Raw genomic sequence first — 22139 nt, 5'->3', positions numbered from 1 at the left:
ATCGGCTCGGCATACGTCCCTGGCGGCTCAAGCGACCCAGTAGTCGAACCACCAGAGGCCGTTGTACATGTAGCATTCGCTCACCCTGTAATGGCGGGCGAAATTCGACCGTGTGGTTATGCACGTGTCATAGCCGTAGGGACCCATGGCTTTCCACCAAGCCGGCGCCACGGGATCGGCCGAGACCGTACGTACCTGGGAAACCTGCGACTGAGCTGCCTCGGCGGCGGCAGTCCCCGTTCCGATCGCGGCGACCGCGATAACGGCGGCGGCGGCCGACATTCTCAAGCTGGGCATGATGCCCCCTTTCCCTTCGCGATAGCCATCACGATAGGGAGGAGCGCTGTCGGCGACCTGTCCTGAACCTGTCGCAAGGCAGTTCTCACCGGCCGGTACGCCACGGCCCCACACCCATGCCCACTCATTACAGGCCGTCTAGCCGAGAAACCGAGCGCGAAAATACCCACTACCACGCTTCGGCAACAATGTCGCGGCACATCCAGTTACAGACAGCAGTGCAGGCCGCGGGTCACGGCGCGGCGGCCGGGACGGGCACGGTGCTGAACGTCTCGGCGCACTCACGGGCGTACTGACGAAGCAGCTCATGCATGCGGTAGCGACCGGTGCCGAACGCCTCCACCAGTTGGCCCTCGACCAGGCTTTCTAGCAGCTCATCGGCGCGTCCGACAGGAAGGTCGACCAGGGCCGCGACTGCCTCCGGGCCCACGTCCTTGCATCCGAACACTGCGGCTGCCGGAAATCACATCCGGCCAGGTCATGCCCTCGCTTGGGCTACGTAGTGGCATGCACGAGTTCCGCCGAGCAGGAGAGGGAGGCGAGTGCTGTCCCGCTCGGAATACGGTTCCGTGCCCTGAACTGGGGTTTGCTACATGATCAGACCAGCGACTGCGACCATCGCTAGATCGCTGATGTGAAAATTAGTGATCGGCTGCAGGCCTGACGAAGGGCGTCCATGGTCGGTGTGTGAAGACTGACTTGGACGCCCTTCTGACCGCACTTTACGTGCATCTGGACGATCACGTGATGCCTTCGCAGGGCCGGCCTCGCGGGCGGGGCCGGCCGCCGGTGCTGACCCCGGCCGAGGCGGTGGTCGTGGCAGTGGCGCAAGTACTGCTGCGGTGTGACGACGAAGGCCGCTGGATGCGGATGGCGGCCAGCCGGATCGGGCATCTGTTCCCCAGACTGCCGTCCCAGTCGCAGTACAACCGGCAACTGCGTGCACTGGGGCCGGCCATGTCGGCGGCGGCGTTGTGGCTGGCACGCCAGGTCCCGACCTGGCACGAGCCTTTACGCCTTATGGACGGCACCCCGATCCGCTGCGGCGCCTCGCGGGTGACGGTCAACAGATCGCACCTGGGTGAGATCGCCGGATACGGCATGGACAAGTCCCACCACGCCTTCTACTGGGGTGCCAAGCTGATGCTGATCACTACCGCTGACGGCGCGGTGACCGGCTTCAGCCTGGCCCACCCCAAAGAGCTCGACGAACGCAAGCAGGCCCTGCACCTGCTGCACGTCCACCAGATAGCCGGCGGGCCAAGCCCGATCGTGTGCGACAAGGGATTCGCCGGAGCCGGCATCGAGAAGGCCGCCGCCGATCTGGGCCATCTCCTGATCCGGCCGGCCCGCGAAGACGAACCTGCACGCACCCTGCCATTTCCCGGCTGGCTGCGCCAGCGCATCGAGGCGATCATCTGGACACTGAAGAACCAGCTCGGCCTCGAACGCCACAACGCCCGCCACCCGGACGGCCTCTGGGCACGCATCAGCCAACGCGTCCTCGCTCTCAACGCCGCAATCTGACACAACTGGAACACCGACGCACCGGTGAAACGGTCCCTGACCGCCTACGACCACTAACCAATTTCACATCAGCGATCTAGGTGTTGATGTCGCTTGTCTACCGGTTGATGAGGGGCTTGTTCGGCCTGCTGACGGTGCTGGTCCGCTCCGATCTGTCCAAAGATGTTGAGGTGCTGGTACTCCGTCACGAGAACCAGGTCCTCCGCTGTCAGCTCGGCAGCCGGCCTCGGTGGGGTGGCGCCGACCAGCTCTGGCTGGCAGCGTTGTCGCGACTGATCCACCGCCGTCGGTGGGCGGAGGTGTTCCCGGTCACCCCGGCCACGATCCTGCGTTGGCGCCGCAATCCTGTAGCGCGGCGCGGAAGTGGACCTTCACCGACAGGCGGCGCCCGGGACGGCCCTGCACCCACCAGCCGGTCAAGGCACTCATCATTCGGATGGCACGAGGGAACCCGACCTGGGGACATCGAAGAATCCAAGGCGAATTGGCCCGGCTGGGTTACAACATCGCGGCCTCCACCGTGTGGGAGATCCTGCACGCCGCCGGTATCGATCCCGCGCCCCGCCGGGCCGGACCGACCTGGCGGCAGTTCCTGACCGCACAAGCCCACGCGATCATCGCGTGCGACTTCCTCGTAGTCGAGACGCTGCTCCTCAAGCGGCTGTATGTGCTGGTCTTCATCGAGCACGGCACCCGGAGACTGCACCTGGCCGGAGTGAGCGCGCACCCGACCGGAGCATGGACGGCCCAGCAGGCTCGCAACCTGGTGATGGGTCTGGGTGATCGCATCACCGGGCTGCGGTTCGTGATCCACAATCGGGATCCGCTCTTCACCTTCGCCTTCCGGGAGGTCTTCACGGCTGAAGGGCTACAGGACATCACCACCCTGCCGCGGACGCCGAGGATGAACGCCACCTGCGAGCGCGTCATCGGCACCCTGCGCCGTGAACTCCTGGACCGGATCCTGATCCTCAGCGAACGCCACCTGATCTGCGTGCTCCGCGAGTATCTGATCCACTACAACGGCCACCGGCCGCACCAGTCCAGGCAACAACGTCCCCCGGACATCGCAACGCAGCCCGCCCGCGGCGTGACCGAACTCAACAACTTGCGATCTATACACCGAAAACCCGTCGTCACCGGCACGATCAACGAATACCACCACGCCGCATAACCGCAGCTCAGACCACGTAACTCAATATTCGAGCGGTACACCATCGATAGGGGTGGATCGCCGTGCTCGGCACGTGCTCTAACCCGTACACCACTCCCGTGGACGCTAACCGGCGGTAAAGCCGACCAGCCCGCATAGCGGGGCAAGAACAGTCGATGCGCCGCCAGGCGAACCGGCGTCCACCCGGCTCAGAGCGGCGGTTCTGCTGCTCGATGTACTGGCGCAACTCTACGTTGTCGTCGGACATGCCCAGGACCCAACACCGGCCGCGCCGCCATTCCTGGCGGGGCGCGTCAGGGAGTCAGGAAGCCGGTGATGGAGCGCCGAAGGTTGTCGCCCGCGCCCGCCTCCACCTTCCTCACCCGGTGGAACGTGCCGGCCACCATCACCGCGAGCCGGTTCGGCCGGGGCGCGATGGACGTGGCCGGCACGGGAGCGTTCATCAGGTCCTTGGGGACGTCGAACTCGGCACACGGCACCTCGCCGACCGGGCAGTCGAACAGCTCCAGCTCGCCGCCCCACGTCGCCCGCCACTCGCCCGACAGGTAGAGCGTGTACGCCGCCCCCCGGCCGCTCCCGTCGTCGTGCCAGTCCAGCCCGGACCCCCGGCCGTACCGCCAGAACTTGAACCGGTCGTTGTCCGCCGCCGTCACGCCGAGCGCGTCGAGGCCCCTCCTGACGGCCGACATCACCTCTCCGGCGTGCTCCTCGCCGGCTTTCGCGGAGGCGTACGACGCGTCGGCGTAGAACGCCACTCCGTCGAACATCGGATCGACCGAGCTGAAGGTGGGCCGGTACTGCACGGCCCGCTCCTCCTCCCGCCAGGCGGCCAGGGCGTCCGGGGACAGGGCGTTGTCGACCACCACGAACCGCCGCCCCTGTACGAGGGTCACGGCCTCGGCGGTCCGTCCGTCATGAGCTGCCACGCTCGCGCCTCCTGATCTCCTTGGACATGGCCTTCCGCCTCGCCTTCTCGGCCACCCTCGCGACCGGATCCCGGGGAGGTCGACGAGGGCACCCCCTGCCACGCCGAGTCACCGGCGCCGTCCTCAAGAGCACGGTCCCGCAGCCCCGAACGCGGGACCGCCCAGACGAGCACCGCCGCTGCCGTGGCGACGATGACGGCCGCCAGCCCGGCCAGGTACGCCGTCCGGCCCACCAGGTTCGCGAGCGGCAGCGCGATCACGAAGCCCAGCGGCACCATCGCCGTGGTCATGGTCGTCTCGAACGATCCGACCCGCGACAACATCGGCTTGGGGACCGTGAGCTGCACGAGGGTGTCGAAGACGACCCCGGCGACCCCCGCCGCCAGAGCCGCCAGGAACAGGGCGCCCGCGACCACGACCAGATGCCGGCCGTACGCGAGAGTTAGGAGCTGCACCGGCATCGAGACGACCAGCAGGGCGACGGTGAGCACCCCGCGCCACTCGACGCGCACGTGCCCGCTCACCAGCGCTCCCAACAGCCCGCCCGCGGCCAGGAACGTCACGATGACGCCCCACTGCTCGATGTTCCCGGACCTGTCCTGCACGATGATCGGTCCGAGCACGCTCACCGAGGCCAGCCCGACCTGCACCGGAACCCAGACGAGGATCGCGCCCAGGACCAGCGGCAGGCGGGGCATGACGCGCACTGCGTCGAGGAACCGCACGCGCTCCCCCGCGCCGCCGTCATCGTCCTCGGCGGGTCCGCGCTCCGGCGGCCGGGCCCGGATCAGCCGCCTCAGCCAGGCGAGCGAGACGAGGGAGACGACGAAGGTGGCGGCGTCGAAGAAGAGCGCCAGCGGCACGCCTCCCACCACCACCAGCAGCGACGCGAGCGCGGGCCCGGCCAGCCGTCCGGTGTCCCCGGCGACGTCGAGCCAGGAGTTGGCCTTCTGCAGCTGGGCGGGGCGGACCAGCTCGGGGAGCAGCCCGACGGCGCCCGGCGTGAAGAAGGCCGTCGCCGCGCCATAGACGGCCGCGGACACGACGAGGTGCCAGAGCTCCGGGTTCCCGAGGGCGAAGGTGATCGCCGGGAACACCTGGGCGGCCAGGCGGACGGCGTCCGCGCCGAACATGACCGGCAACCGCCCGACCCGGTCCGGCAGGCTGCCTCCGTACGCGATGAAGACGAACCTCGCCAGCCACAGGGCCAGCAGCACCATCGGGATGCCCCGCCCGTCGGGCGCGACGGCCAGGGCGGCGAACGCGAAGGTGACCGAGACGACCCCGTCCCCCAGCTGTGAGACCGCCTGCCCCGCCAGGTAGACCCTGTAGAGCGGCGACGACAGGGGCGAGCCGGGTACGGCGGGAGCGTCGGTCATGCGTCTTCTCCGGCGAAATTGTTCACCAGCGAGCCCCGCCGCCGCCCCACCACCTGCCCCGCCTCCGCGAGCTGGACGGTCTCCACGAGATCGGCCAGATGGGCGGCCGTCAAGTGGCGGCCGGACGGGGAGGGGCACGCCTCCACCAGGTCGCTCGCGACCAAGCGGCCCGCTGCGGCGACGCTCCGTACCAGGGCCGTCAGAGTCGCGGGGTCGAGACCGCCGCCGGCGGGATAGACGACATCGGGAGCGTACGCCGGGTCCAGCACGTCGATGTCCACCGTGAGGTGCACGGGCGCGCCGGCGCAGAACCGCGCGATCGTGTCCGCCGCCTCCGGCGCGCGGGCCTCGTCGGCCGTCAGGTAGGAGACGCGCCCGTCCGTGGCCTGGTCCAGGTTCGTGTCGACGCCGCGCACGCCGATGGTGAGCCATTCGACGTGGGGATGCTCGGAGAGCACCCAGCTGACGAAGTTCCCGCAGTCCGCGGTGACCGCGTTCCCGGCCGGGCGGCGGTCGGCGTGCGCGTCGAAGTGGACGACGCGCAGCGCCGGATGCCTGCCCGCGACCGCGCTGATCACCGGGTAGCCGATCGAGTGGTCCCCGCCGATCACCAGAGGCCGGTGGCCCTGCGCCAGGACGGTGCCGACGAGGGCCCGCAGCCGCTCGTGTGCCGCCGCCCCCGTGTCGGTCTGCGGATGGACCGCGAGGTCACCGTGATCCACGAGGCCGGGCAGTCCCTCGGCCGGCCGGGCCCGCAGCGTCCACGACCAGGTGCCCGGCTGGGCCAGAAGCCGGAACCTGCCCGCGAGGGCCTGGCGGATCACGGGGACGGCGTCCTTGGGCCGGGGGCCGGGAGGGCCTCCCAGGTCCACCGGCGCTCCGATCAGTCCCCATACGGCCGCGGCGGCCCTGGTGCCCGCGGGCAGGGACAGCGGGGTCCCGGCCGTCCGCGCGAGCCCGCCGGTCGCCGCCGCCGAGGCGTCCGGCGGCACGATCAGGCGGATCCTGCGTAGAGCCTTTTCCGCCTCCTCAGTGAGCCGCACCGCTGGCGCGCCGTCACGGCGTTCCCCCAGCTCCCACAGCTCTCGCAGGGGCGGGGTCAGGGTGAGCCGCGTGCCCTCGGCCTCGTTGACGAGGTCGCCGCCCTGGATCCGGAACGCCGGGTTGAGGACCCACGGGGCCCCGGACTGGTCCACGCTCGTCATGGCGAGGCTCACCGGGCCTGCTCGACCAGGAGGAGCCCGGCGCGGACCAGCGAGTCAAGCGCCTGGTCGATCTCCGCGTCGGTCAGAGCGATGGCCGCCGTGTCATCGCGCAGCGTGGTTCGCCCCGCCGACCACTCGTTCATCCAGGGTGCGAGACGGCCGTCGATCCTGAGCCGCACGCCGAGGCTCTCGATCGCCATCAGGCCGTCCCCGGCCTCGACCAGCGGCGGGAACCGGGACGCCCACCTGAGCCGGGTACCGGTGTACGGGACGCTCTCCACCGACCACGGCAGCGACAGGCCCTCGCGCCTTTCGAGCGACTGCGCGGAACGCACCTCCCGCGCCCGGTGCACGTCCGAGGCCAGGGCGGTCATGAGGGAGTCGAGCTCGCCGCCGTCATCGGGCGTCCCCTCGGTCCTGGGCCGGTTGGACCAGGCGTCTAGCGCGGTCCGCGCGAGGTCCTCGGGGGTGGACGCGTGCAGGCCGAAGGTCCAGTGCAGGCTCGGCCCGATGCCGGTGGCCTCGTGGTCCCATCCCCGGGGGATGTGCCACACGTCGCCGGCGTGCATGTCCGCCTCCTCGATCAGCCGCGCGCCGGGGCCGGAGCCCTCCCAGATCCGCCAGCGCTTGCTGCCCTCCGCCTGGAAGATCACCGTGGCGTGGCCGTCCGCGTGGCGGCCGAACGCTGACTGCGTCGTCCAGCAGGCGTAGCAGTTCACCCAGGCCGGGTCGTCGGCGAAGTACTCGAACTCCTCGCGCAGGCGAGCAGGGCCCACGTGGATGCGGTCGGCCCTGTTGGCGACGAGGGTCGCGCCGGAGCGGAGGTACTCGACCATTGCGCCGTAACGCCAGTTGCGGTGCACGATGTCGCCGCCGTCGATCCGCGTGCTGATGTAGGTGCCGGGATAGGCCATGGGTTCGGACGACAAGCGGATCATCAGCGGTTCGATCGTGGTCGTCCTCATGATGTGGTCGATGACGCCCCATCCGAGCAACGCGCGCCACGATCCCTGCGGGACCCGGCCGGCCAGAAGCTCATTCCCGAACGACTTGCGCCAGACGGACTCCCCGCCGAGCGCGTCGACGATGTTCTCCCACGACAGTGTCATGACTGTGTCCCAACGCTCCGAAGGACGCCCACGCGGACCAGGGCCCGCACAGCGGCTCGCAGCTCTGGCGTGGTGGCCGCGTCGCGCAGCTCGTCGGCGCCGACGAGGGCGCCGGGCTTCAGCAGGCGGGCCAGCTCACCGAGATCGACGGAGAGCTCTCTTCCCAGGGCGAAGACGCTGTGGTCGGCGATCACGACCGGCAGGCGGGTGACTGTATAGGGTGGACCTTGATCGCTGGTTCTGCCGGGGAACCGGGGCGGCGAGCCGTACCCGCACGACCGGCGGAGCATCGCCTGCCGCCGCACGGCCCGCTCGACGCCGTCGTCACCGAGGGCGTCCCTGAAGGCGTCGATCGCGCCGGCGACCGGATCCCCGTCGGCCTGTTCCGGGTGCTGGGCGTTCCGGCGGCGTATCTGGTGGAACAGCGCGTCCGTGGCGGTCTGCCCGGGATCTTCCGGATACACCGTGAGCCCCAGGAACAGCGACGGGCCGTCATTGCGGAAGAGGTGGTACATCCCCGCGGGAATCAGCAGGAAGTCACCGGGCGCGAGGCGGACGCTGTCCGCCGACGGCAGAAGAGGCTCCGCGTCCAGCGTGTGCGGGCGCCCCTGGCCGAGTGCTGGCAGGCTCAGCCCTGGCCAGGTCCACGCTGTCTTCGCCGCCGGGCCGAGGTGGAAGATGAAGGAGGGCTCCGGGTCGGTGTGCACGCCGAACGGGGTGGTGCCGGAACTGGCCACGAAGCAGTACCAGTCCACCCCTCTCGTCAGCGGAACGCCCGCCGATTCGAGCGGGAGGACGAAGCCGGTGTAGAGAAGCTCAGCGAGCTCGGCGTCCCAGGAGTCCAGGCCGTTGATCGCCAGGCAGATGTCGTCCTTTCCGGTACGGGCGGAAAGCCAGGAATGTACCGCGGACCGCCCGGAAAACGCCCCCGATACCAGTTTTTCCGTGGCGTCATAGTCGAGGCAGGTGTCACGGAACGCTCTCATGGCGGGCAGATCCGTGTCGTCGCCGTCCACTCTGGTGGTGGCGGCCCGGAGAGCGCCGAGAACGAGCTCCGCGAGAACGTCCGGTTCGCGGATCAGGCCGGGAATGTGCACGCGTTCGGCGAAATACGGCCCGTCCCGCTCGCAGAGTTTCCGCCAGGTGCCTTCGTCCAGCAAATCTCAGACCTCCGGAATCGTGCGGTGAATGGTCCCGTCAAGCCGCCTGACCAGCCCGGTGGACGCGGGAACCCGTCCTGTGCTCAGAGAAGTCCCGCGCCCACCGGCCTGCGGATCAGTGACCGACGTCCCGCTGCGGCCGCATCCAGAGCTGCCGGTCCTGCAGAGCGGCGACCGACTCCTCCGACACGATGATGTCCGCGATGTCGACGAGAACGGGGCCCCGCCCTTCGTGCCGGTCGAATTCGTTGTGCGACGTCATTTCCATGTGACTTCCCTTCTTGTTGTCACGGGCCCGCGACGTGCACGGACCCGGTAACAGGAATCAGCGGCTCCGAACCACGGGAGAACCCGTGACGCTGCGGCACGGGCATTCCGGCTTTTCTTATGCCGCTGAGGGGGCGTTATTGCTGAGTCTTCACCCGTGGAAGGGCGTTCGCCCAGGTCACCGACCGGACATTCTCCGGACAATCACCGGGCGAATCCGTGACCCTTGCCGCCCGGCGTCTTCGATTCACGCCGCCACCGGTTGCTGACGGCTCAGGTGTCGCCCGCCCGCGCGGCGCGGCCGAGGCGGAGGGCCGAGATGCGGAAGAAGATGCCGTCCGGGATGGCGTAGCTGGCCGCGTTGAACAGCGTCGGGCTCTGCGCGGAGGCGCCGGCGATAAGGACACGCCGGCGAGCGCTAGTGGCCCGTCACGCAACCTTGACCGGGTAACTAGTCCAGCTCCGGATGGGTGAGCTGGCGGCGAAGCTGGTCTTCGGTCGGGCCCGGGCGTTGCGCCATCGGACATGGTCGGGTAGCCCGGAGGGATCTCACCTCCGGGCTACCACAGATCCGTGCGTAACAGTCCCGTTACACGGCTCTTGTCGTTCTGGTCATCTGACGGCCGGTTTCGCCCAGGCCCAGTGTGCGAAGTACCGAGGCTGCCGGACCACCGCGTCGCGCATCGCCTGGGTGGTCTTCGTCCAGTTGCTCAGCCTCTTGTACTTGTTCATGATCCATCGCATCAGATAGGAGTTGATGCGATGGAGCAGGGGATACAGCGCATGGCGGTAGAAGGCTCCGTAATAGGCCATCCAGCCCCGCACCACCGGATTGATCATCCGGGCGAGGTCCACCGCGGTGCCGTTGACCCGGCGGTGCAATCTGTGCCGCTTCATAACGCATCGCAGGGTGCTTGATCTGCGAAGGTCTACGTAGGAGGACACTCCTCACCACGAGCAAGCCAGGCCTTCAGGTCTTCCCTCTCTGAGGCCGTTCGACGCCCTGCCAGATATCGTCGTGCTGCCTCCTGCAGCGTTGAGGAACAGTAAGGTTTCGGCAACACCGCAACGCCGATGGCCTCTTGCCAAACCGTTCCGACGACGAATACCGAGCCGCTCATAGAAGACATCACAAATCCGGGATAGCCGTGCCCGGAGCCGACGACACCGGACGCTGCTCCTTGCCCAGCCAAATCCCATCCAGCTTGGAGCTCCACCGCTCCCCACTCGCATTCCCACCAGGCCGGGTCTGTTGAGTCATCGGACGCCTCCCGAGCTCGGTCAAAATCCGGATCGATACCTGGATCCAGCGATACGAGGAATTGGTGCTCGCCTGAAAACAGCCCCGCCTCAGACGAGAGCGCATACCAGTCACGGTTGAATATTTCGACTGAATTGGGGTTGCTGCGGCTGACCGTGCGATCATAGCGCCCCTCGCCCGGGCCGACAGTCGTCATCACCGACGCCACCCAGGTAGGAATTCCCGTTCGCCTTCTGGGCCCAAGGAATTTCATGCCGAAACTTGACATGAGTTCGGCGATCAACTGCTCGTTCATCGGATGACCCATTCGCAATGTAGACTAGTCGCAGAACGATCTAAGGTTCTTATAATTGTGGTTTTGGACCCACACATATTTGCCATCCTTTTCGAGAATTCTAAAGCTATTATTTCCTTCAACTCCGTAGATCTTCGCCCCGTCCCACCACCTATTTTTACGCGGATCCCCCCTAGCCCAGTGCGCCGATTCGGCTCCCTATACCGATAGAAGTCTAGACTGCCATCAAGATTTGTGCGCTGCCCAAGGCTGCCGTCTTTAATAGCTCTGAGCATCTCAGTGACGAACGGAGGAATGCGCTCGGCATTGTGAACCAGAACGCTAACGCCACCTACCCCAACATAGTAGGTATGCACGTCGGCGACGGTCAGATTGTACACCTGCTGCGCTGCCGTCCATCGCTTTACGCCGGTGACCTTGACCCAGGTTCCGGCAGAGGTGCGGAGCCGCTTTCCCGGCTGGAGATAGGTTGCGTCCACCCATTGCCGCAGGGCAGGAACCCAGAAAGGATGGCCGGCGGTAGCCACTATCGAGGTCTCTGCCGTTCCGCTTCCATTCTCCAAGCGGACAGAGATCTGCACCAGCTCTTTCGTCCCGGCACCGAAAATCGTATCGGTGACTTCTTTGGCTACCGTCTGTCGCTCACCGGGTCGGTCGCAACAACCCGATCTCCGGGGCGGATGTCCTTGATGGCCTTATGACTGCCATCGGCCATCAATACGAGAGTTTCCCCTCGGAAGCTGTTGCATGCCGCCGCGCCAGAGCGAAGGGCTTGAGCCACCTTGGGCAAGTACTTCGCCAGCTTTCCGATGGCTTTGGCTGCGCCCCACCCGGCAGAAGGTTCGCGATCATCAAAAAGCAGCCAGCTCCACTGCCGTTATTACAGGCTATCGCGTCACCCCATATGAACTCATTGACGCCACTGAGAAGTTTGAAGAACCAGGACCCTGATGTGTCGTGTGCCGAATCCCGCAGTTTCCTCAGTTCCAGCCATTCCGAAGGGCCGATGCCTAGCCTTTTTGCAATGCCATTGCAGACACCTGCCAGGTACTGATCTGCACTCATATCGCCATTTAGGCAGTTGTCATAGTAGACTTTGACATCAAGTACCGGCGGCCGATCAGCATCGCCACCATGCACCGCATCCGCGCCACCCTCCGGCACGCGCTCAACATGGCCATGCGCCAGGACCGCCTCATCGACTTCAACCCCGCCGCCGTCCTGGAAATGGCCGCCTACACCCGGCCCAAGCCGCTGGTATGGACCGAAGACCGCGTCCGCGCCTGGCAGGCCGACTACCGCAGCTACCGGGACGGAGAAAAGCAACGCCGAGGCGGACGACGGGTCGACCCGATCGACGCCTACACCAGCGCGCCACGACCGTCCCCAGTAATGGTGGACACCCGCCCAGACCCTGCCTGTTCCTCGAAGAAGCACGACGCCACCGCCTGTTCGCCCTCTATCAGCTGGTCGCGCTGCGTGGACTGCGACGGGGCGAGGCGTGCGGGCTGCGCTGGAACGAGGTCGATCTCGCCAGCAACACGCTGACTGTGAACTGGCAGCTCGTGCAACTGGCCTGGGAGGTTCACGAGGGCGCCCCGAAGACCGACGCCTCGGTACGGACGATCGCTCTGGACAGCGACACCGCTCGGGTGCTGCGGGCCCATCGGCAACAGCAACTTCAGGACCGGCTGGCCATGGGCGAGGCGTGGTCGGACACCGGCTTCGTGTTCACCCAGCCCGATGGGAGCCGCCTGCATCCGCAGCACGTCTCTGACCAGTTCCTCTGGCTCGCCTACCTCGCTGGCCTGCCGCCCATCCGGCTCCACGACCTCCGCCATGGCGCGGCCTCGCTCATGCTGGCGGCCAGGGTGAAGATGAAGGTGGTACAGGAGACCCTGGGACACACCTCCAGCGCGTTCACCGCCGACACCTACGCCTCCGTCCACCCGCAGGTCGCCACGGCCGCGGCCGAGAAGACCGCCGCCCCGCTGTTCGGCAAGGAAGACCAGGCCCAACCCAGGCACGTCATCTCGCTGAGGAGCTGAACAGTCGGATTACGCGTCCGGCCCCGCCTTCGCCACCTGCTCCCGGCGAGGCGGGGCCGCTGCTCTCCGGCCGAGTGAGAGGATGGCGAATGGATCATGGTGTGTGCGGGGTTGGTGCGGGCGAGCACGTACGGAGCACGCAAGCGCTAGACGGAGATTCTAGAACGCGTCCGATCTCGCATCACCGCAGGTCAGGCCATGATCAAAGCGCGCCCTGCAGGATTCGAACCTGCGACCGTCGGATTAGAAGCAAGATCCTTTAGTGCCGCAGGGTGTCATTTGATGGTAGTTCGTGCCGCCTCCGCGCACATTGCGTATCAAGCGGTGCCGGGCCCTGACGACACGTGCCGGGACGTACGAGCACGCACCGAGCACGGCCGGGCCACTCCATTCGGCATTGCATCGCGGCCCCCCGAATGGATCCCGCGCTCCAGCCACGCTGGCGCCATCTATAGATGGCGGCCGCGGTGCTCGGCACGCGCTCCAACCCGCATACCGTCTCCGTGGACGTGAACGTCACCACAGGCCAACCCGTTCGCCGAACGGTTCGTGGGGATGCTGCACCGCGAGCGCCTCGATCACCTGCTCATCTACGGTGAGCGGCACCTGCGCAAGATCCTGACCGAGTACGAACACCATTTCAACCCGGATCTACCGCCGAAGGACCGCCACAGGACTGATCACCAGGTACCGCAGAGCAGGCTGATCGCCCGGCAAACGCCCAGCTCAGCAACAGTATCGGCGTTTTTGGCACCGCACACGCCCAGCCGCTCGGCCCGTCCGGCAGAAGTGCAGCTCTTCGGCCAAGGCCAGGAAGATCTCGATCTCCCGCCATGCCATGACCCCCAGATCAGCGATCGTTGTGGGAGCCCGCGTCGGCAAGCTCGACGTCCCGTGCACGGTGTTCGCCGCGATGTTCTGTGAAGCGGTACCGCGCTTTCCAGCGATACCTCAACAGGAGACATTGACGTTTGAGGAGGGGCGGTATGGAGGACGATTCGTGGCCGACGGTCCTGCTGAGGTTCCTCCGCGTCAACCTCCTGCTCCGCCTGACGCGATTCTGCCTGTGGCTTGCCGTCGGCTGGGCGCTGGCCGGGCCGTTCGAGGTCGCTGCGAAAGACGGCGCGTTCCTCGTGCTCGTCGCGCTGTCGGGCGCCGCGGTGGGCGCCGTCGGAAGCCTCGCGTGTGCGTTTGGCGCGACCTCGGCCTTCCTGTGGCACGGAGCCGAACCGCTGGTCCTGCTGTGGTGGCTGGTGCCGTTCGTGGTGGTGTACGCCATTGTGCAGCTGCGGCTGAGCACAGTGGTCTCCGACGAGCGTACCGACATGGTGTTCTTCGCCATCTCCGGGCTGGCGCTGTTTCGCCACCGCCGCTCTTCTCTTGTCGCCCGGCTGACCCTGATCCTGGGGTACGCGGTCCTCGCCGTACCGCTGTGGGTCCTGTGGGAGCACAAGGTCACCGGCGGCGCCTGGACGGCTGCGGCGCTCGCGGCGATCCAGCATGTTTGGTTCTTCCGTGCGACCGGGAGGCTCAGCCGCTACCGGCGCACCGAGGCTCGTGTCTCGTCCGTCTCCTGGGTCGTCTTCTGTGCGTTGCTGGCTCTCAGCCCGGTCGGCCGCGGCTTCGTCCAGCTGTGGCGGGAGCGGGTGCCGGGCACTGCGGCCGGGGTGGCGATCTACCTGGTGCTGGCCATCGCACTCGCGGCCGCGTTGAACGGCTACCTGAGGCTGAGCGAACGGTCGTACCTCTCCTTGCGCGCGGCCCCGCAGCTACGCCACCGGATGGCCTTCGTGGCGGTCTACGGCTTCTTGTTCCTCCCTGTATGGTTCTGTACGCTCAGCGTCGCCGTGCACGCTTCCGCGTCCGCGCTGTCCGGCACCTTCGCCCTCGCCGTCGGGGCACAGGTGCTGTTCGCGTCGGCCTGGCTCAGCGGGCCCTCGGAGCGGCTGCACCGGCTGGACGCCTCGCTGTTCATGCGCTACGAGGAGGAGGGGCAGCGCGACACCGCGCGCCAGGTCTGGCTTGCGGAGGTGACGCGAGGCCCGCGCGGCCGCCCCAACTTCACGCTGGTGCGAGTGCTCGCCGACTCGGCGGTACGCATCTGCTTGGGCACCTTCATCCCGCCGCCGCCCCGACAGTGGGAAACGCTCGAAAGCGGCCTCGCCCCGCGGGTGGAACTGGCGGTCCACTGGATCGACGAGGCCACTACCCTGCTGAACATGATCAAGCTGCCATCGGGCGGCGCGGACTTTCGCACGGAGTACTACGCTCACCGCATCCAGTGCCTGCTCGCGCTGAACTGCGCCTATACCTTGCACGGCTACCCCGAGGACGCGCGCAGGGCATTGCTGGAGGCCGTCGAGATGTGCAGGCGGGCCGACATGCCGAATCTACGAGCCATGTTCACCCGCGACGCCTGGGCGGCCGGCCAGGACTTCGACCCGGTTGATCCGGCCGAGGTGGAGACAGTCATGAGCGATCAGCGGATCGACCCGCTCGTCCGGGCCAGAATCATGATCGACGTGAAGTCCCTGCTGTGCGCCCAGGGGCGGCGCGAACGCGCCGTCCGCTTCCTCGCGAACGTGGCCGGCACGCCCTACCTGCCGGACGGCACAGGCAACGACCGGATCGTCCGGGTAGTGGGACCGCTGCGGGCCACGCAGGTGAGAGTGGTTACCAAGGGGCTGGACATGACCATTCCCTCCTTACCCGCGGACCTGAGCGTCCTCGAACTGGGCGGCAAGGCCGTCGACGACATCGAGTCGCCCCTTGGACACCGCGAGCTCCTAGCGGCGGTGCTGATGGGACGGCTGAGGGTGCGGGGCGCCCGTGGCATCAAGGCAGGCATGACACTGCTGGCCAGGGGCGCGGCCGGACGCGGCGTGGGCCTGCTCCTCAGTGCGGCTGATCGGCTGCTACGCAGGGGGCTCGACGCCGTCGCGCTGGAGGTGCTGGAACAGGGCGGCACCGCCGTCAAGCAATTCGACGCCCAGATGGCGCTGGCCTGTCTCGAACCCGCCAGCCGGATCAGGGACCGGCACCGGGAGTACCTGATGGACGCCAAGCACCGCCTTGCTTACGCGGCGACCACGGAGCCCCTGTATGAGGACGTGATCGGGCTCCTGGTGGCCACCGCCCAGCCATCGGAGTTGATCCAGGCGTTCGATCTGGTGGAAAAGGCACGCTCGCGTGACCTAGTCGACCTGCTCGGCCAGACCGTGCCGCGCCCGGCCGACGACGGGGTGCCCGAGGTCACCGTGAGGCTGCTGCGCGCAGAGAAGGCAGCACAGCGCGTGGTGGAGAGCCGGGCCCGCCTGGGTGATGCCTACCGGGAGGCGGTCGGCCGGGACCGGTGGCCCACGCCGCATCGTGACGATCCGGAGGAGACGGCCGGCTGGATGTGGGCCAAGGACCTCGATGCCGCCATGAGCGCGCGCAGGCACGCCCTCCTGGAGTTGCAGCGCCTGCGCGATTCCAGCGCTGAGCCTCGCGCCATCTATCTCGCCTGGCTGTTCGCCCAGGAGGCGCTGGCCGAGCACCGACTGCGCGTTGAGGCGCGGCGCATGCGTACCGCGCGGGACAAGACGGGGCCGCTGCGGGGCCGGCGCCAAGCCAAAGATCAGCAGGAGCAGATCTGGCACCAACTGGCCCAGCAGGGCGGACGGGCGGCCGAGTACGTAGCGCTGCGTTCGGGAGCCCCCGTCACCTTCGACGAGGTGCGGGCGCTGCTCGCGCAGTCGTCGTCCGCCACGCCGTGATCGTCCTCAGGCCGCAGGACCGCGTGAGATCCGCTCCCGCCCGCGAAAGGGACACGATGGGATTGGTGCTGGTCGAGTATTACGTCACCGAGGACGCGGTGCTGGCCTTCGGCGTCACCGCCGAAGCGCGCGAGCCCGCCTTCGCCAAGATCGACCTGCCCCGAGGCGAGTTGCACCACCTCGCCCGGCAGGTTCACCCATCGCTCAAAGAAGGCGACACCGGATTCCTTCACGACGAACGGCTGACGCGGCTGGCCGAACCCGTGCTGCGATGGGCACGCCCCGGCGACCTGGTGTACCTCGTCCCCCATGACGCGCTCCACACGCTGCCGCTGCACGCCCTGACCGCCGAGGGAGCACCGCTGATCGACCGCAACCCCCTCGCGCTCATCCCCAGCGCCTCCGTCCTGCGCTTCTGCCAGGCCAAACGCACGGGCAGGCGCGAGTCAGCGCTGATCGTGGCCGACCCCGTGGGCCGCTACCCGCTGGTGTTCGCCAGGGAGCAAGCCGCGGCCATCACGGGCACGTTCGCGCGGCACGAGTTGCTCTCCGGCGCCGAAGCCCGCCGCGCCACGCTCATGGACCGGCTCTCCGACGCCGCAACCTCACCGGACGTCCTCCACTTCTCCGCGCACGGGACTTTCGACAGCGACGACCCGATGAAGTCCGGCATCGAACTTTCCGATGGCCGACTGACCGCCGAGGACATCATGAACCTGTCGCTCCACGTCGACCTCGTGACGCTGGCCGCCTGTGAGACGGGGCTGACCGAACGTCGCCCGGGCGACGAGCTCATCGGCCTGACCCGCGCCCTGCTGTACGCAGGAGCGCCCTCGGCCCTGGTGTCCCTGTGGCGGGTGGACGAACTGTCCACGACCATGCTGCTCGGCCGGTTTTACGCACGTCTGAACGACGGGCTCAGCAAGGCGCACGCCCTGCGGGAGGCCCAACGGTGGCTCAGGGAACGCACCCTGGCCGATGTCCTGGACCACGTGTCGCGGGCCAGGACCAGGCTGGGCGACGACCCGGTCACCACGGCGACGCTCCTGCTGGAGGAGGCCGAGCTGCGGCTGGCGGCCTGGGACTTTCCCGCCGCGGCGCTCGTCTACGACCAAGTCCTGCGGATGCCCGCCATCATTGACGACCAGCGGCACACGGCGAGGATGGGCGGTCTCAGAGCCGGAGTGCCGCAGAGCGACCATCCACCCGACTACACGCTGCGCGCCTTCGACGACCCTTTCCACTGGGCCCCCTTTGTCCTGGTAGGTGACTGGCGATGACAGGCGAACGACTCGTCGCCGACGTGATGAGCGACCGGTTCACGGTATGCGAACCGCACGCCGAACGCCCGGAGAAGGGCTTCGCCGTGGTGATCGGCGCGGACGGCTCCACGGTGGGCCTGCTCGGCCCCGACGGCCCAGGGCCCGCCTTCGTCGTGGCTGCCGACGCCACGGTCATGAGCCTGCTGGACTGGCCCGAACTCCTGGAATGGCTGCGTCACGGGCTCCCCGCGGCGGTGGCCGAACGCGACGGACGCCCCGTGGGGGTGGTGACCGCCCGCATCATGGCGGCGGAGATAGCCCGGGCCGCGAGAAGGCGCGGATCACGCCTGCTGACCGGCGACTACGCGCCCTACGGCCAGGCCGCGCCCGCGGGTGAGGCCCGGGTCTTCTGCGCCACCTGTGGTTCGGCGAACATCTACACCCGGTTCAGCAAGGCCAAGGCCTACCGCTGCCGCGGGGGTCATCAACTCGACCCCGTCTGGCCCGGCTGATGGGCGGGCTGCTCGAAGCCGCCTCGGGCGTTCTGGAGCGCCGCACGCTCGTCAGCGCATTCCTACCCGTGCTGGGGTTAGCGATGGCTCTGTTGGGCATTGTGCTGACCGGCGTCGGCTGGCCCGCCGCGGTGCGCTGGTGGTCGGCGCTCACCGTCGACGCCCGGATCCTGCTCTCGGCCGCCGCGCTGCTGACCGGCCTGCTGCTCACCCAGATCGTCGCCTATCAGCGGGTGAGTGCGGTGCGGCTACTCGAAGGCTACTGGGACGCTCTGCCCGCCGGACGCGAACTCGCCAAGCAGGGACGCGAACGCCACTGCCGGATCTACGCCGGCCTGGCCGACCACGATCCGCGCAAGCTCACCTACCCCATCGACGAGGACAGGTTCATGCCCACCCGGCTCGGCAATCTTCTTCGCGGGGCCGAGGAACACAGCAGGGAGCGCTACGGCATCGACGCCGTCCGAGCCTGGCCGCGCCTTTACCCGACGCTGCCGGAGGTCTACCGCCAATCGCTGGCCTCGGCGGCTGCCGCCATGGAGATGATGGCGACCGTCACCTGGCTCGGATGGGGCTTCACGGTCGCCGGCGGCGCTCTGGCCGCGTTGCTGCTGCCCTGGTACGGGGTGGCCGCCTGCGTTTGGGGTGGATTGCTGGCCACGTGGCTGGGCTATCGCGCCACCTTGCGAGTCGCGGAGCCGTACGCGGAGCTCTTCCGCTCGGCCTTCGATGTGTACCGATGGGGGCTGCTGGACGCCATGGGCCTGTCGCGCCCGGACACCTACCAGGAGGAGCCGGAGCGATGGCGGCAGCTGGACAAGCTGTGGGCGATCGGCACCATCGACAGCCAGGGCCGCTTGGGCTACCCAGGCGACAACCCGCAGGAAGGAGGTGACTCACCCTCCAAAGGCGCTCCGCCTGCACCGCCTGCTCCCCCGGCACCGGCCGCGCCGCTCCCGTCCGTTGCCCAGGCCGATGCCGCGTCTTCCGCCGCCGTCCCTCCGCGGGAGGCGTCGGCGGGCAGGCGGTGGTGGCTGCTGGTCGTGGCGGCCCTGGCCGGGCTGCTGGCCGCGGCCGCCGGCCAGCTCGTGGATTTGAACCCTCCGGCGAGCCTCCGGGCGACTCGGGCGCTGGCGCCCTACCAGGTCCTGGCATCCGGCGACGTGACAGGGCCGGGCGCGAACGCACTGGTGGACAGGTATCCGCTGAAGGCGATGCCCAAGGGGGCAGAGCTGCCCGACAGCGTTCTCGGGCCCAAGCTCTCACCCGGCGTGCTGGCGGGCAAGGCAATCGTGACCTTGCGGCCCGCCAAGCTCTCCGCCGGCGCGGTGTCGGCGGGAGCAGCGGCATCGCTGCGCGTCCCCGGCGACCCGCCGTTCGCCCTCGACGACGTGCTAATCCTCGACTCGCAACCGGGCAATGTGACGGTGGCCGTGCCCCCCGGATGGCTGGACCCACTCCTGATCAAGATGAAAGAGGGGGAGCTGTACGTGGTGGCTATCCCGCCGCGCTGACCGCGCCGCCCGCTGCTCCACGCCGCGGCACCGAACACGGCTCCGGTGTCCCGCTCGGAAACACGTTTTCGCACTGTGATCTGGGGTTTCCCTGCGCGACCAAGACTGCGTCTGCGACTGTCGCAGGGTGTTGGTCTTGCCTATTCCGGGCGTGCCGGCCAGTGCATGAGCTTCTCCCGTTCCCCGGGCACTTGACCTGGGTTCACCCTGATCGAGTGCGAGCCCTAGCTGGCGCGTTGGTCGTCGCACACCGTGAAAGGTGGAGGTGGGGCCAATGACAAAACTCGGGTGCAGGTCAGCAGGCGATGCGGCTGTGTTGACGCGGAAACAGGACGTCAGCGAGGCATGACATATCCGCGTCCGCCAGCAGACGACGATCACGGCGATGGTATCCCGCGGTGCAGGTACGCGGCCTGGACGGACAGCGGCAGCGCGTCCGCCAAGGTGGCAACGCCGACCCCGAGGAAGCGCAGGCGGCCGCGCCTTGGCCGCCGCCGACCGCGACGGCGCGGGAGCTGCCGGATGCACGCTCGGGCAGCGGCTGGCACGCTGGCTGACCAGCAAGGACCCCCTGCGTCCGTCGCCCCGGCAAGGTTACGCCACGCACATCCGCCTCTACCTCATCCCGCAGCTGGGACGGATCCTGCTCCGCCAACTCGCCTCACGCGACGTCAACGGACTGCTCGCGACGCTCGCCTCCCGCCCCTCGCCGACAGGCCGCCGGCCGTCGCCCGCCACCGTGGTGCGGATCCACGCCACCTTGCGGACCGCGTTGAACGCGGCAATCCGCGCCCAGGTGATCCCGGTCAACCCCGCGAACGGCGCCAAACTGCCCCACCCGCGGCGGCCGCATCCGGTCGTCTGGACCACCGGGCGAACGGCTCGCTGGCAGCAAGCGGGGGAACGTCCAGCGGTGGCGGTATGGACCGAACAACAACTCGCGGCCTTCCTAGCCGACGTCGCGCAGGACGACCTGTACGCCGCCTGGTGGCTGGCCGCGCTGCGCGGCCTGCGCCGCGGTGAGCTGGCCGGGCTGCGCTGGACGGACTCCGACCTGCAGGCGGCGGAGCCGACGGTGGCGCAGCAACGGATGCACGCCGACGGCCAGGTCGTGGTCGGCCCGCCGAAGAGTGCCACGACCTGGGGCACGGCGCCGCCACCCTGGCGCTGGCCGCGCACACCGATCTGAAGGTGGTGCAGGCCATGCTGGAGCACGCCAGCATCGTGCCTGTCGGTGCCAGAAATTGTGTCGCCTCATGCGACCTGGGCGTATTCATGGAGGAGACCGCCGAGCCGGTCTCGTCGGGAGACATGGATGTCCGCGTCGACCGGATCGGGTAGCGCCCGCAGAGGGCTGGCCTGCTTCAGGGCCCGGTGCGGACGATGCAGGTTGAAGTAGGTCTCGTATTCGGCGAGGACCTTGCGCAGGTGACGTTCGTTCATGATGAGGATCCGGTCGAGGAGCTCGCGACGTACGCTGCCGACCCACCGCTCCATGATCGCGTTCATCCGAGGAGCCTGCGGTGCGGTGAGCACCACACGGATGCCCTCGGTCGTGAACACCTCATCGAACACAGCGGTGAACTTGCTATCCCGGTCTCTGATCAAGAACCGGAAATCACCGATCCGACCACCCAGGTCGAGCATCAGGTTGCGGGCTTGCTGGGCGACCCAGCCAGCAGTGGGGTGCGCCGTGACCCCCAGCACGTGGACCCGCCGGGTGGCGTGCTCGACCACGGCGAAGCAGTACAGCCGCGCGAACATGACCGTCTCCACGCTGAAGAAGTCGCACGCAAGAATCCCGGACGCCTGGGCCTTGAGGAACTGAGCCCAGGTCGGACCGCTACGCCGAGGCGCGGGATCGACGCCGGCCCTCTTCAAGATCGCCCACACGGTGGCCGGGACACCTTCCGGCCCAGCCCGGCGATCTGCCCGGCGATGCGCCGATATCCCCAGTCCGGGTTTTCGGCGGCCAAGCGCAGCACCAGGGCTCGGATAGTGGGTCGGATCGGTGGCCGTCCCGGCCGGCGCCTGGGGTAGGTCCAGCGTCGCTTCACCAGATCGGCGTGCCAGCGCAGCAGCGTCCGCGGTGTGACAAACAGGTGACATCGACGGCATCGAGGCACGAGTCGCACCAGCGCGGAAAGAATCGCCCGATCCGCCCACGACGGCCGGGGAACGGCCACCTGGCGGCGAAGCACCGCCAGCTGATGCCGCAACACCAAGATCTCTGCATCCTTGGACGCCGATGATCGGGCGAGCAGCACAATCCAGTCGAATACGCGTAAGACGATCACGTACAACAGCCGCAGAGCCATCCCACGATCCTGCCGGAGCCGAGCCATCGAACACAGCAAACCCCAGATCAAACCCTGTGACACAATATTCGGCACCCACAGGGTACAGTCGTGCCGCTACGAGCTTCTCGACCGCTGCCTCGTAGGG

Annotated in this window: 23 protein-coding genes and 1 pseudogene; 9 read left to right on the top strand and 15 right to left on the bottom strand. The window is 68.1% G+C overall.

The genetic code is table 11. From position 1 onward, the window contains the following. Positions 1–27: 27 nt before the first annotated feature. Positions 28–297, bottom strand: coding sequence for a hypothetical protein (locus AB0C28_RS41880; RefSeq protein ID WP_357847897.1), 270 nt, complete (start codon positions 295–297; stop codon positions 28–30). A 232-nt stretch (positions 298–529) separates the two neighbouring features. Continuing rightward, the gene (locus AB0C28_RS41875) at positions 530–727 is read right to left on the bottom strand and encodes a hypothetical protein (RefSeq protein ID WP_358081080.1); all 198 of its coding nucleotides are present in this window, start codon (positions 725–727) and stop codon (positions 530–532) included. 257 nt (positions 728–984) lie between these two features. Between AB0C28_RS41875 and AB0C28_RS41870 the strand changes: the two genes are divergently transcribed. Then, positions 985–1824: a transposase gene (locus tag AB0C28_RS41870; protein ID WP_358081078.1), complete on the top strand. Its 840-nt coding sequence runs from the start codon at positions 985–987 to the stop codon at positions 1822–1824. A 229-nt stretch (positions 1825–2053) separates the two neighbouring features. After that, positions 2054–2998, top strand: coding sequence for an integrase core domain-containing protein (locus AB0C28_RS41865; protein ID WP_358081075.1), 945 nt, complete (start codon positions 2054–2056; stop codon positions 2996–2998). A gap of 293 nt (positions 2999–3291) precedes the next feature. Here the strand turns inward: AB0C28_RS41865 and AB0C28_RS41860 are convergent, their stop codons facing one another. The 10 genes and pseudogenes from AB0C28_RS41860 to AB0C28_RS41815 form a co-directional block, all read right to left on the bottom strand. Further along, entirely contained in the window at positions 3292–3924 is a 633-nt protein-coding gene (locus AB0C28_RS41860) for a 2OG-Fe(II) oxygenase (protein WP_358081072.1), read from the bottom strand. Then, positions 3888–5303 (bottom strand): MFS transporter, encoded by a 1416-nt coding sequence (locus AB0C28_RS41855; protein WP_358081069.1) that lies wholly within the window; start codon positions 5301–5303, stop codon positions 3888–3890. The genes AB0C28_RS41860 and AB0C28_RS41855 overlap by 37 nt, the downstream gene beginning before the upstream one ends. Next, a complete protein-coding gene (locus tag AB0C28_RS41850; RefSeq protein WP_358081066.1) occupies positions 5300–6520 on the bottom strand; it encodes an arginase family protein in 1221 nt (406 codons plus the stop codon). The genes AB0C28_RS41855 and AB0C28_RS41850 overlap by 4 nt, the downstream gene beginning before the upstream one ends. Next, positions 6517–7617 carry a cupin domain-containing protein gene (locus AB0C28_RS41845; protein ID WP_358081063.1) on the bottom strand — a complete coding sequence of 367 codons (1101 nt, stop codon included), beginning with the start codon at positions 7615–7617 and terminating at the stop codon, positions 6517–6519. The genes AB0C28_RS41850 and AB0C28_RS41845 overlap by 4 nt, the downstream gene beginning before the upstream one ends. Then, positions 7614–8777 (bottom strand): hypothetical protein, encoded by a 1164-nt coding sequence (locus AB0C28_RS41840; RefSeq protein WP_358081061.1) that lies wholly within the window; start codon positions 8775–8777, stop codon positions 7614–7616. The genes AB0C28_RS41845 and AB0C28_RS41840 overlap by 4 nt, the downstream gene beginning before the upstream one ends. 115 nt (positions 8778–8892) lie before the next feature. After that, complete coding sequence (locus tag AB0C28_RS41835; protein WP_176993608.1) at positions 8893–9045, bottom strand: hypothetical protein; 153 nt, start codon at positions 9043–9045, stop codon at positions 8893–8895. A gap of 611 nt (positions 9046–9656) precedes the next feature. Continuing rightward, complete coding sequence (locus AB0C28_RS41830) at positions 9657–9941, bottom strand: group II intron maturase-specific domain-containing protein (RefSeq protein ID WP_358081058.1); 285 nt, start codon at positions 9939–9941, stop codon at positions 9657–9659. Positions 9942–9973: 32 nt separating this feature from the next. Then, positions 9974–10600 (bottom strand): hypothetical protein, encoded by a 627-nt coding sequence (locus AB0C28_RS41825; protein ID WP_358081055.1) that lies wholly within the window; start codon positions 10598–10600, stop codon positions 9974–9976. Further along, positions 10597–11223 (bottom strand): annotated as a pseudogene (locus AB0C28_RS41820) (polymorphic toxin-type HINT domain-containing protein); the annotation flags it as partial. The pseudogene AB0C28_RS41820 and the gene AB0C28_RS41825, both read right to left, overlap by 4 nt. 91 nt (positions 11224–11314) lie before the next feature. Continuing rightward, the gene (locus AB0C28_RS41815; RefSeq protein WP_358081052.1) at positions 11315–11764 is read right to left on the bottom strand and encodes a hypothetical protein; all 450 of its coding nucleotides are present in this window, start codon (positions 11762–11764) and stop codon (positions 11315–11317) included. Between AB0C28_RS41815 and AB0C28_RS41810 the strand changes: the two genes are divergently transcribed. Then, positions 11735–12148, top strand: a complete 414-nt coding sequence (locus tag AB0C28_RS41810) for a hypothetical protein (RefSeq protein WP_358081225.1) — start codon at positions 11735–11737, stop codon at positions 12146–12148. The two genes, AB0C28_RS41815 and AB0C28_RS41810, sit on opposite strands and share 30 nt — an antisense overlap. Beyond that, on the top strand, positions 12049–12648 hold the full coding sequence (locus AB0C28_RS41805; RefSeq protein ID WP_358081216.1) for a site-specific integrase: 600 nt from the start codon (positions 12049–12051) through the stop codon (positions 12646–12648). The genes AB0C28_RS41810 and AB0C28_RS41805 overlap by 100 nt, the downstream gene beginning before the upstream one ends. Before the next feature lie 516 nt (positions 12649–13164). Here AB0C28_RS41805 and AB0C28_RS41800 read toward each other — a convergent pair. After that, positions 13165–13287: a hypothetical protein gene (locus tag AB0C28_RS41800; RefSeq protein ID WP_358081049.1), complete on the bottom strand. Its 123-nt coding sequence runs from the start codon at positions 13285–13287 to the stop codon at positions 13165–13167. Positions 13288–13634: 347 nt separating this feature from the next. Between AB0C28_RS41800 and AB0C28_RS41795 the strand changes: the two genes are divergently transcribed. From AB0C28_RS41795 to AB0C28_RS41775, 5 genes are all read left to right on the top strand, one after another. After that, positions 13635–16406 carry a hypothetical protein gene (locus tag AB0C28_RS41795; protein WP_358081045.1) on the top strand — a complete coding sequence of 924 codons (2772 nt, stop codon included), beginning with the start codon at positions 13635–13637 and terminating at the stop codon, positions 16404–16406. Positions 16407–16471: 65 nt separating this feature from the next. Then, positions 16472–17686 (top strand): CHAT domain-containing protein, encoded by a 1215-nt coding sequence (locus AB0C28_RS41790; RefSeq protein ID WP_358081042.1) that lies wholly within the window; start codon positions 16472–16474, stop codon positions 17684–17686. Next, positions 17683–18180, top strand: coding sequence for a hypothetical protein (locus AB0C28_RS41785; protein WP_358081040.1), 498 nt, complete (start codon positions 17683–17685; stop codon positions 18178–18180). Before AB0C28_RS41790 ends, AB0C28_RS41785 begins: the two co-directional genes overlap by 4 nt. Positions 18181–18263: 83 nt before the next feature. Continuing rightward, positions 18264–19694 (top strand): hypothetical protein, encoded by a 1431-nt coding sequence (locus AB0C28_RS41780; protein ID WP_358081037.1) that lies wholly within the window; start codon positions 18264–18266, stop codon positions 19692–19694. 484 nt (positions 19695–20178) lie between these two features. Then, positions 20179–20883: a hypothetical protein gene (locus AB0C28_RS41775; protein WP_358081034.1), complete on the top strand. Its 705-nt coding sequence runs from the start codon at positions 20179–20181 to the stop codon at positions 20881–20883. Between the two features lie 65 nt (positions 20884–20948). Here the strand turns inward: AB0C28_RS41775 and AB0C28_RS41770 are convergent, their stop codons facing one another. Both AB0C28_RS41770 and AB0C28_RS41765 read right to left on the bottom strand, forming a co-directional pair. Continuing rightward, complete coding sequence (locus tag AB0C28_RS41770; protein ID WP_358081031.1) at positions 20949–21587, bottom strand: integrase core domain-containing protein; 639 nt, start codon at positions 21585–21587, stop codon at positions 20949–20951. Beyond that, positions 21572–22012 (bottom strand): hypothetical protein, encoded by a 441-nt coding sequence (locus AB0C28_RS41765; protein ID WP_358081028.1) that lies wholly within the window; start codon positions 22010–22012, stop codon positions 21572–21574. The genes AB0C28_RS41770 and AB0C28_RS41765 overlap by 16 nt, the downstream gene beginning before the upstream one ends. Positions 22013–22139 lie beyond the last annotated feature (127 nt).

The sequence above is a fragment of the Nonomuraea sp. NPDC048892 genome (assembly GCF_040649735.1).
Lineage (GTDB): Bacteria > Actinomycetota > Actinomycetes > Streptosporangiales > Streptosporangiaceae > Nonomuraea > Nonomuraea maheshkhaliensis.
The sequence above is the reverse complement of the archived record's forward strand: the minus strand, read 5'-3'. Positions and strand labels throughout refer to the sequence as shown.

What these genes read in the sequence shown, in the direction of transcription:
- AB0C28_RS41880 (WP_357847897.1), bottom strand. Translation starts at nt 297, where the DNA reads ATGCCCAGCTTGAGAATGTCGGCCGCCGCCGCCGTTATCGCGGTCGCC.
- AB0C28_RS41855 (WP_358081069.1), bottom strand. Translation starts at nt 5,303, where the DNA reads ATGACCGACGCTCCCGCCGTACCCGGCTCGCCCCTGTCGTCGCCGCTC.
- AB0C28_RS41845 (WP_358081063.1), bottom strand. Translation starts at nt 7,617, where the DNA reads ATGACACTGTCGTGGGAGAACATCGTCGACGCGCTCGGCGGGGAGTCC.
- AB0C28_RS41835 (WP_176993608.1), bottom strand. Translation starts at nt 9,045, where the DNA reads ATGGAAATGACGTCGCACAACGAATTCGACCGGCACGAAGGGCGGGGC.
- AB0C28_RS41830 (WP_358081058.1), bottom strand. Translation starts at nt 9,941, where the DNA reads ATGAAGCGGCACAGATTGCACCGCCGGGTCAACGGCACCGCGGTGGAC.
- AB0C28_RS41825 (WP_358081055.1), bottom strand. Translation starts at nt 10,600, where the DNA reads ATGAACGAGCAGTTGATCGCCGAACTCATGTCAAGTTTCGGCATGAAA.
- AB0C28_RS41810 (WP_358081225.1), top strand. Translation starts at nt 11,735, where the DNA reads ATGCACCGCATCCGCGCCACCCTCCGGCACGCGCTCAACATGGCCATG.
- AB0C28_RS41800 (WP_358081049.1), bottom strand. Translation starts at nt 13,287, where the DNA reads ATGGTGTTCGTACTCGGTCAGGATCTTGCGCAGGTGCCGCTCACCGTA.
- AB0C28_RS41795 (WP_358081045.1), top strand. Translation starts at nt 13,635, where the DNA reads ATGGAGGACGATTCGTGGCCGACGGTCCTGCTGAGGTTCCTCCGCGTC.
- AB0C28_RS41785 (WP_358081040.1), top strand. Translation starts at nt 17,683, where the DNA reads ATGACAGGCGAACGACTCGTCGCCGACGTGATGAGCGACCGGTTCACG.
- AB0C28_RS41780 (WP_358081037.1), top strand. Translation starts at nt 18,264, where the DNA reads ATGGCTCTGTTGGGCATTGTGCTGACCGGCGTCGGCTGGCCCGCCGCG.
- AB0C28_RS41765 (WP_358081028.1), bottom strand. Translation starts at nt 22,012, where the DNA reads ATGGCTCTGCGGCTGTTGTACGTGATCGTCTTACGCGTATTCGACTGG.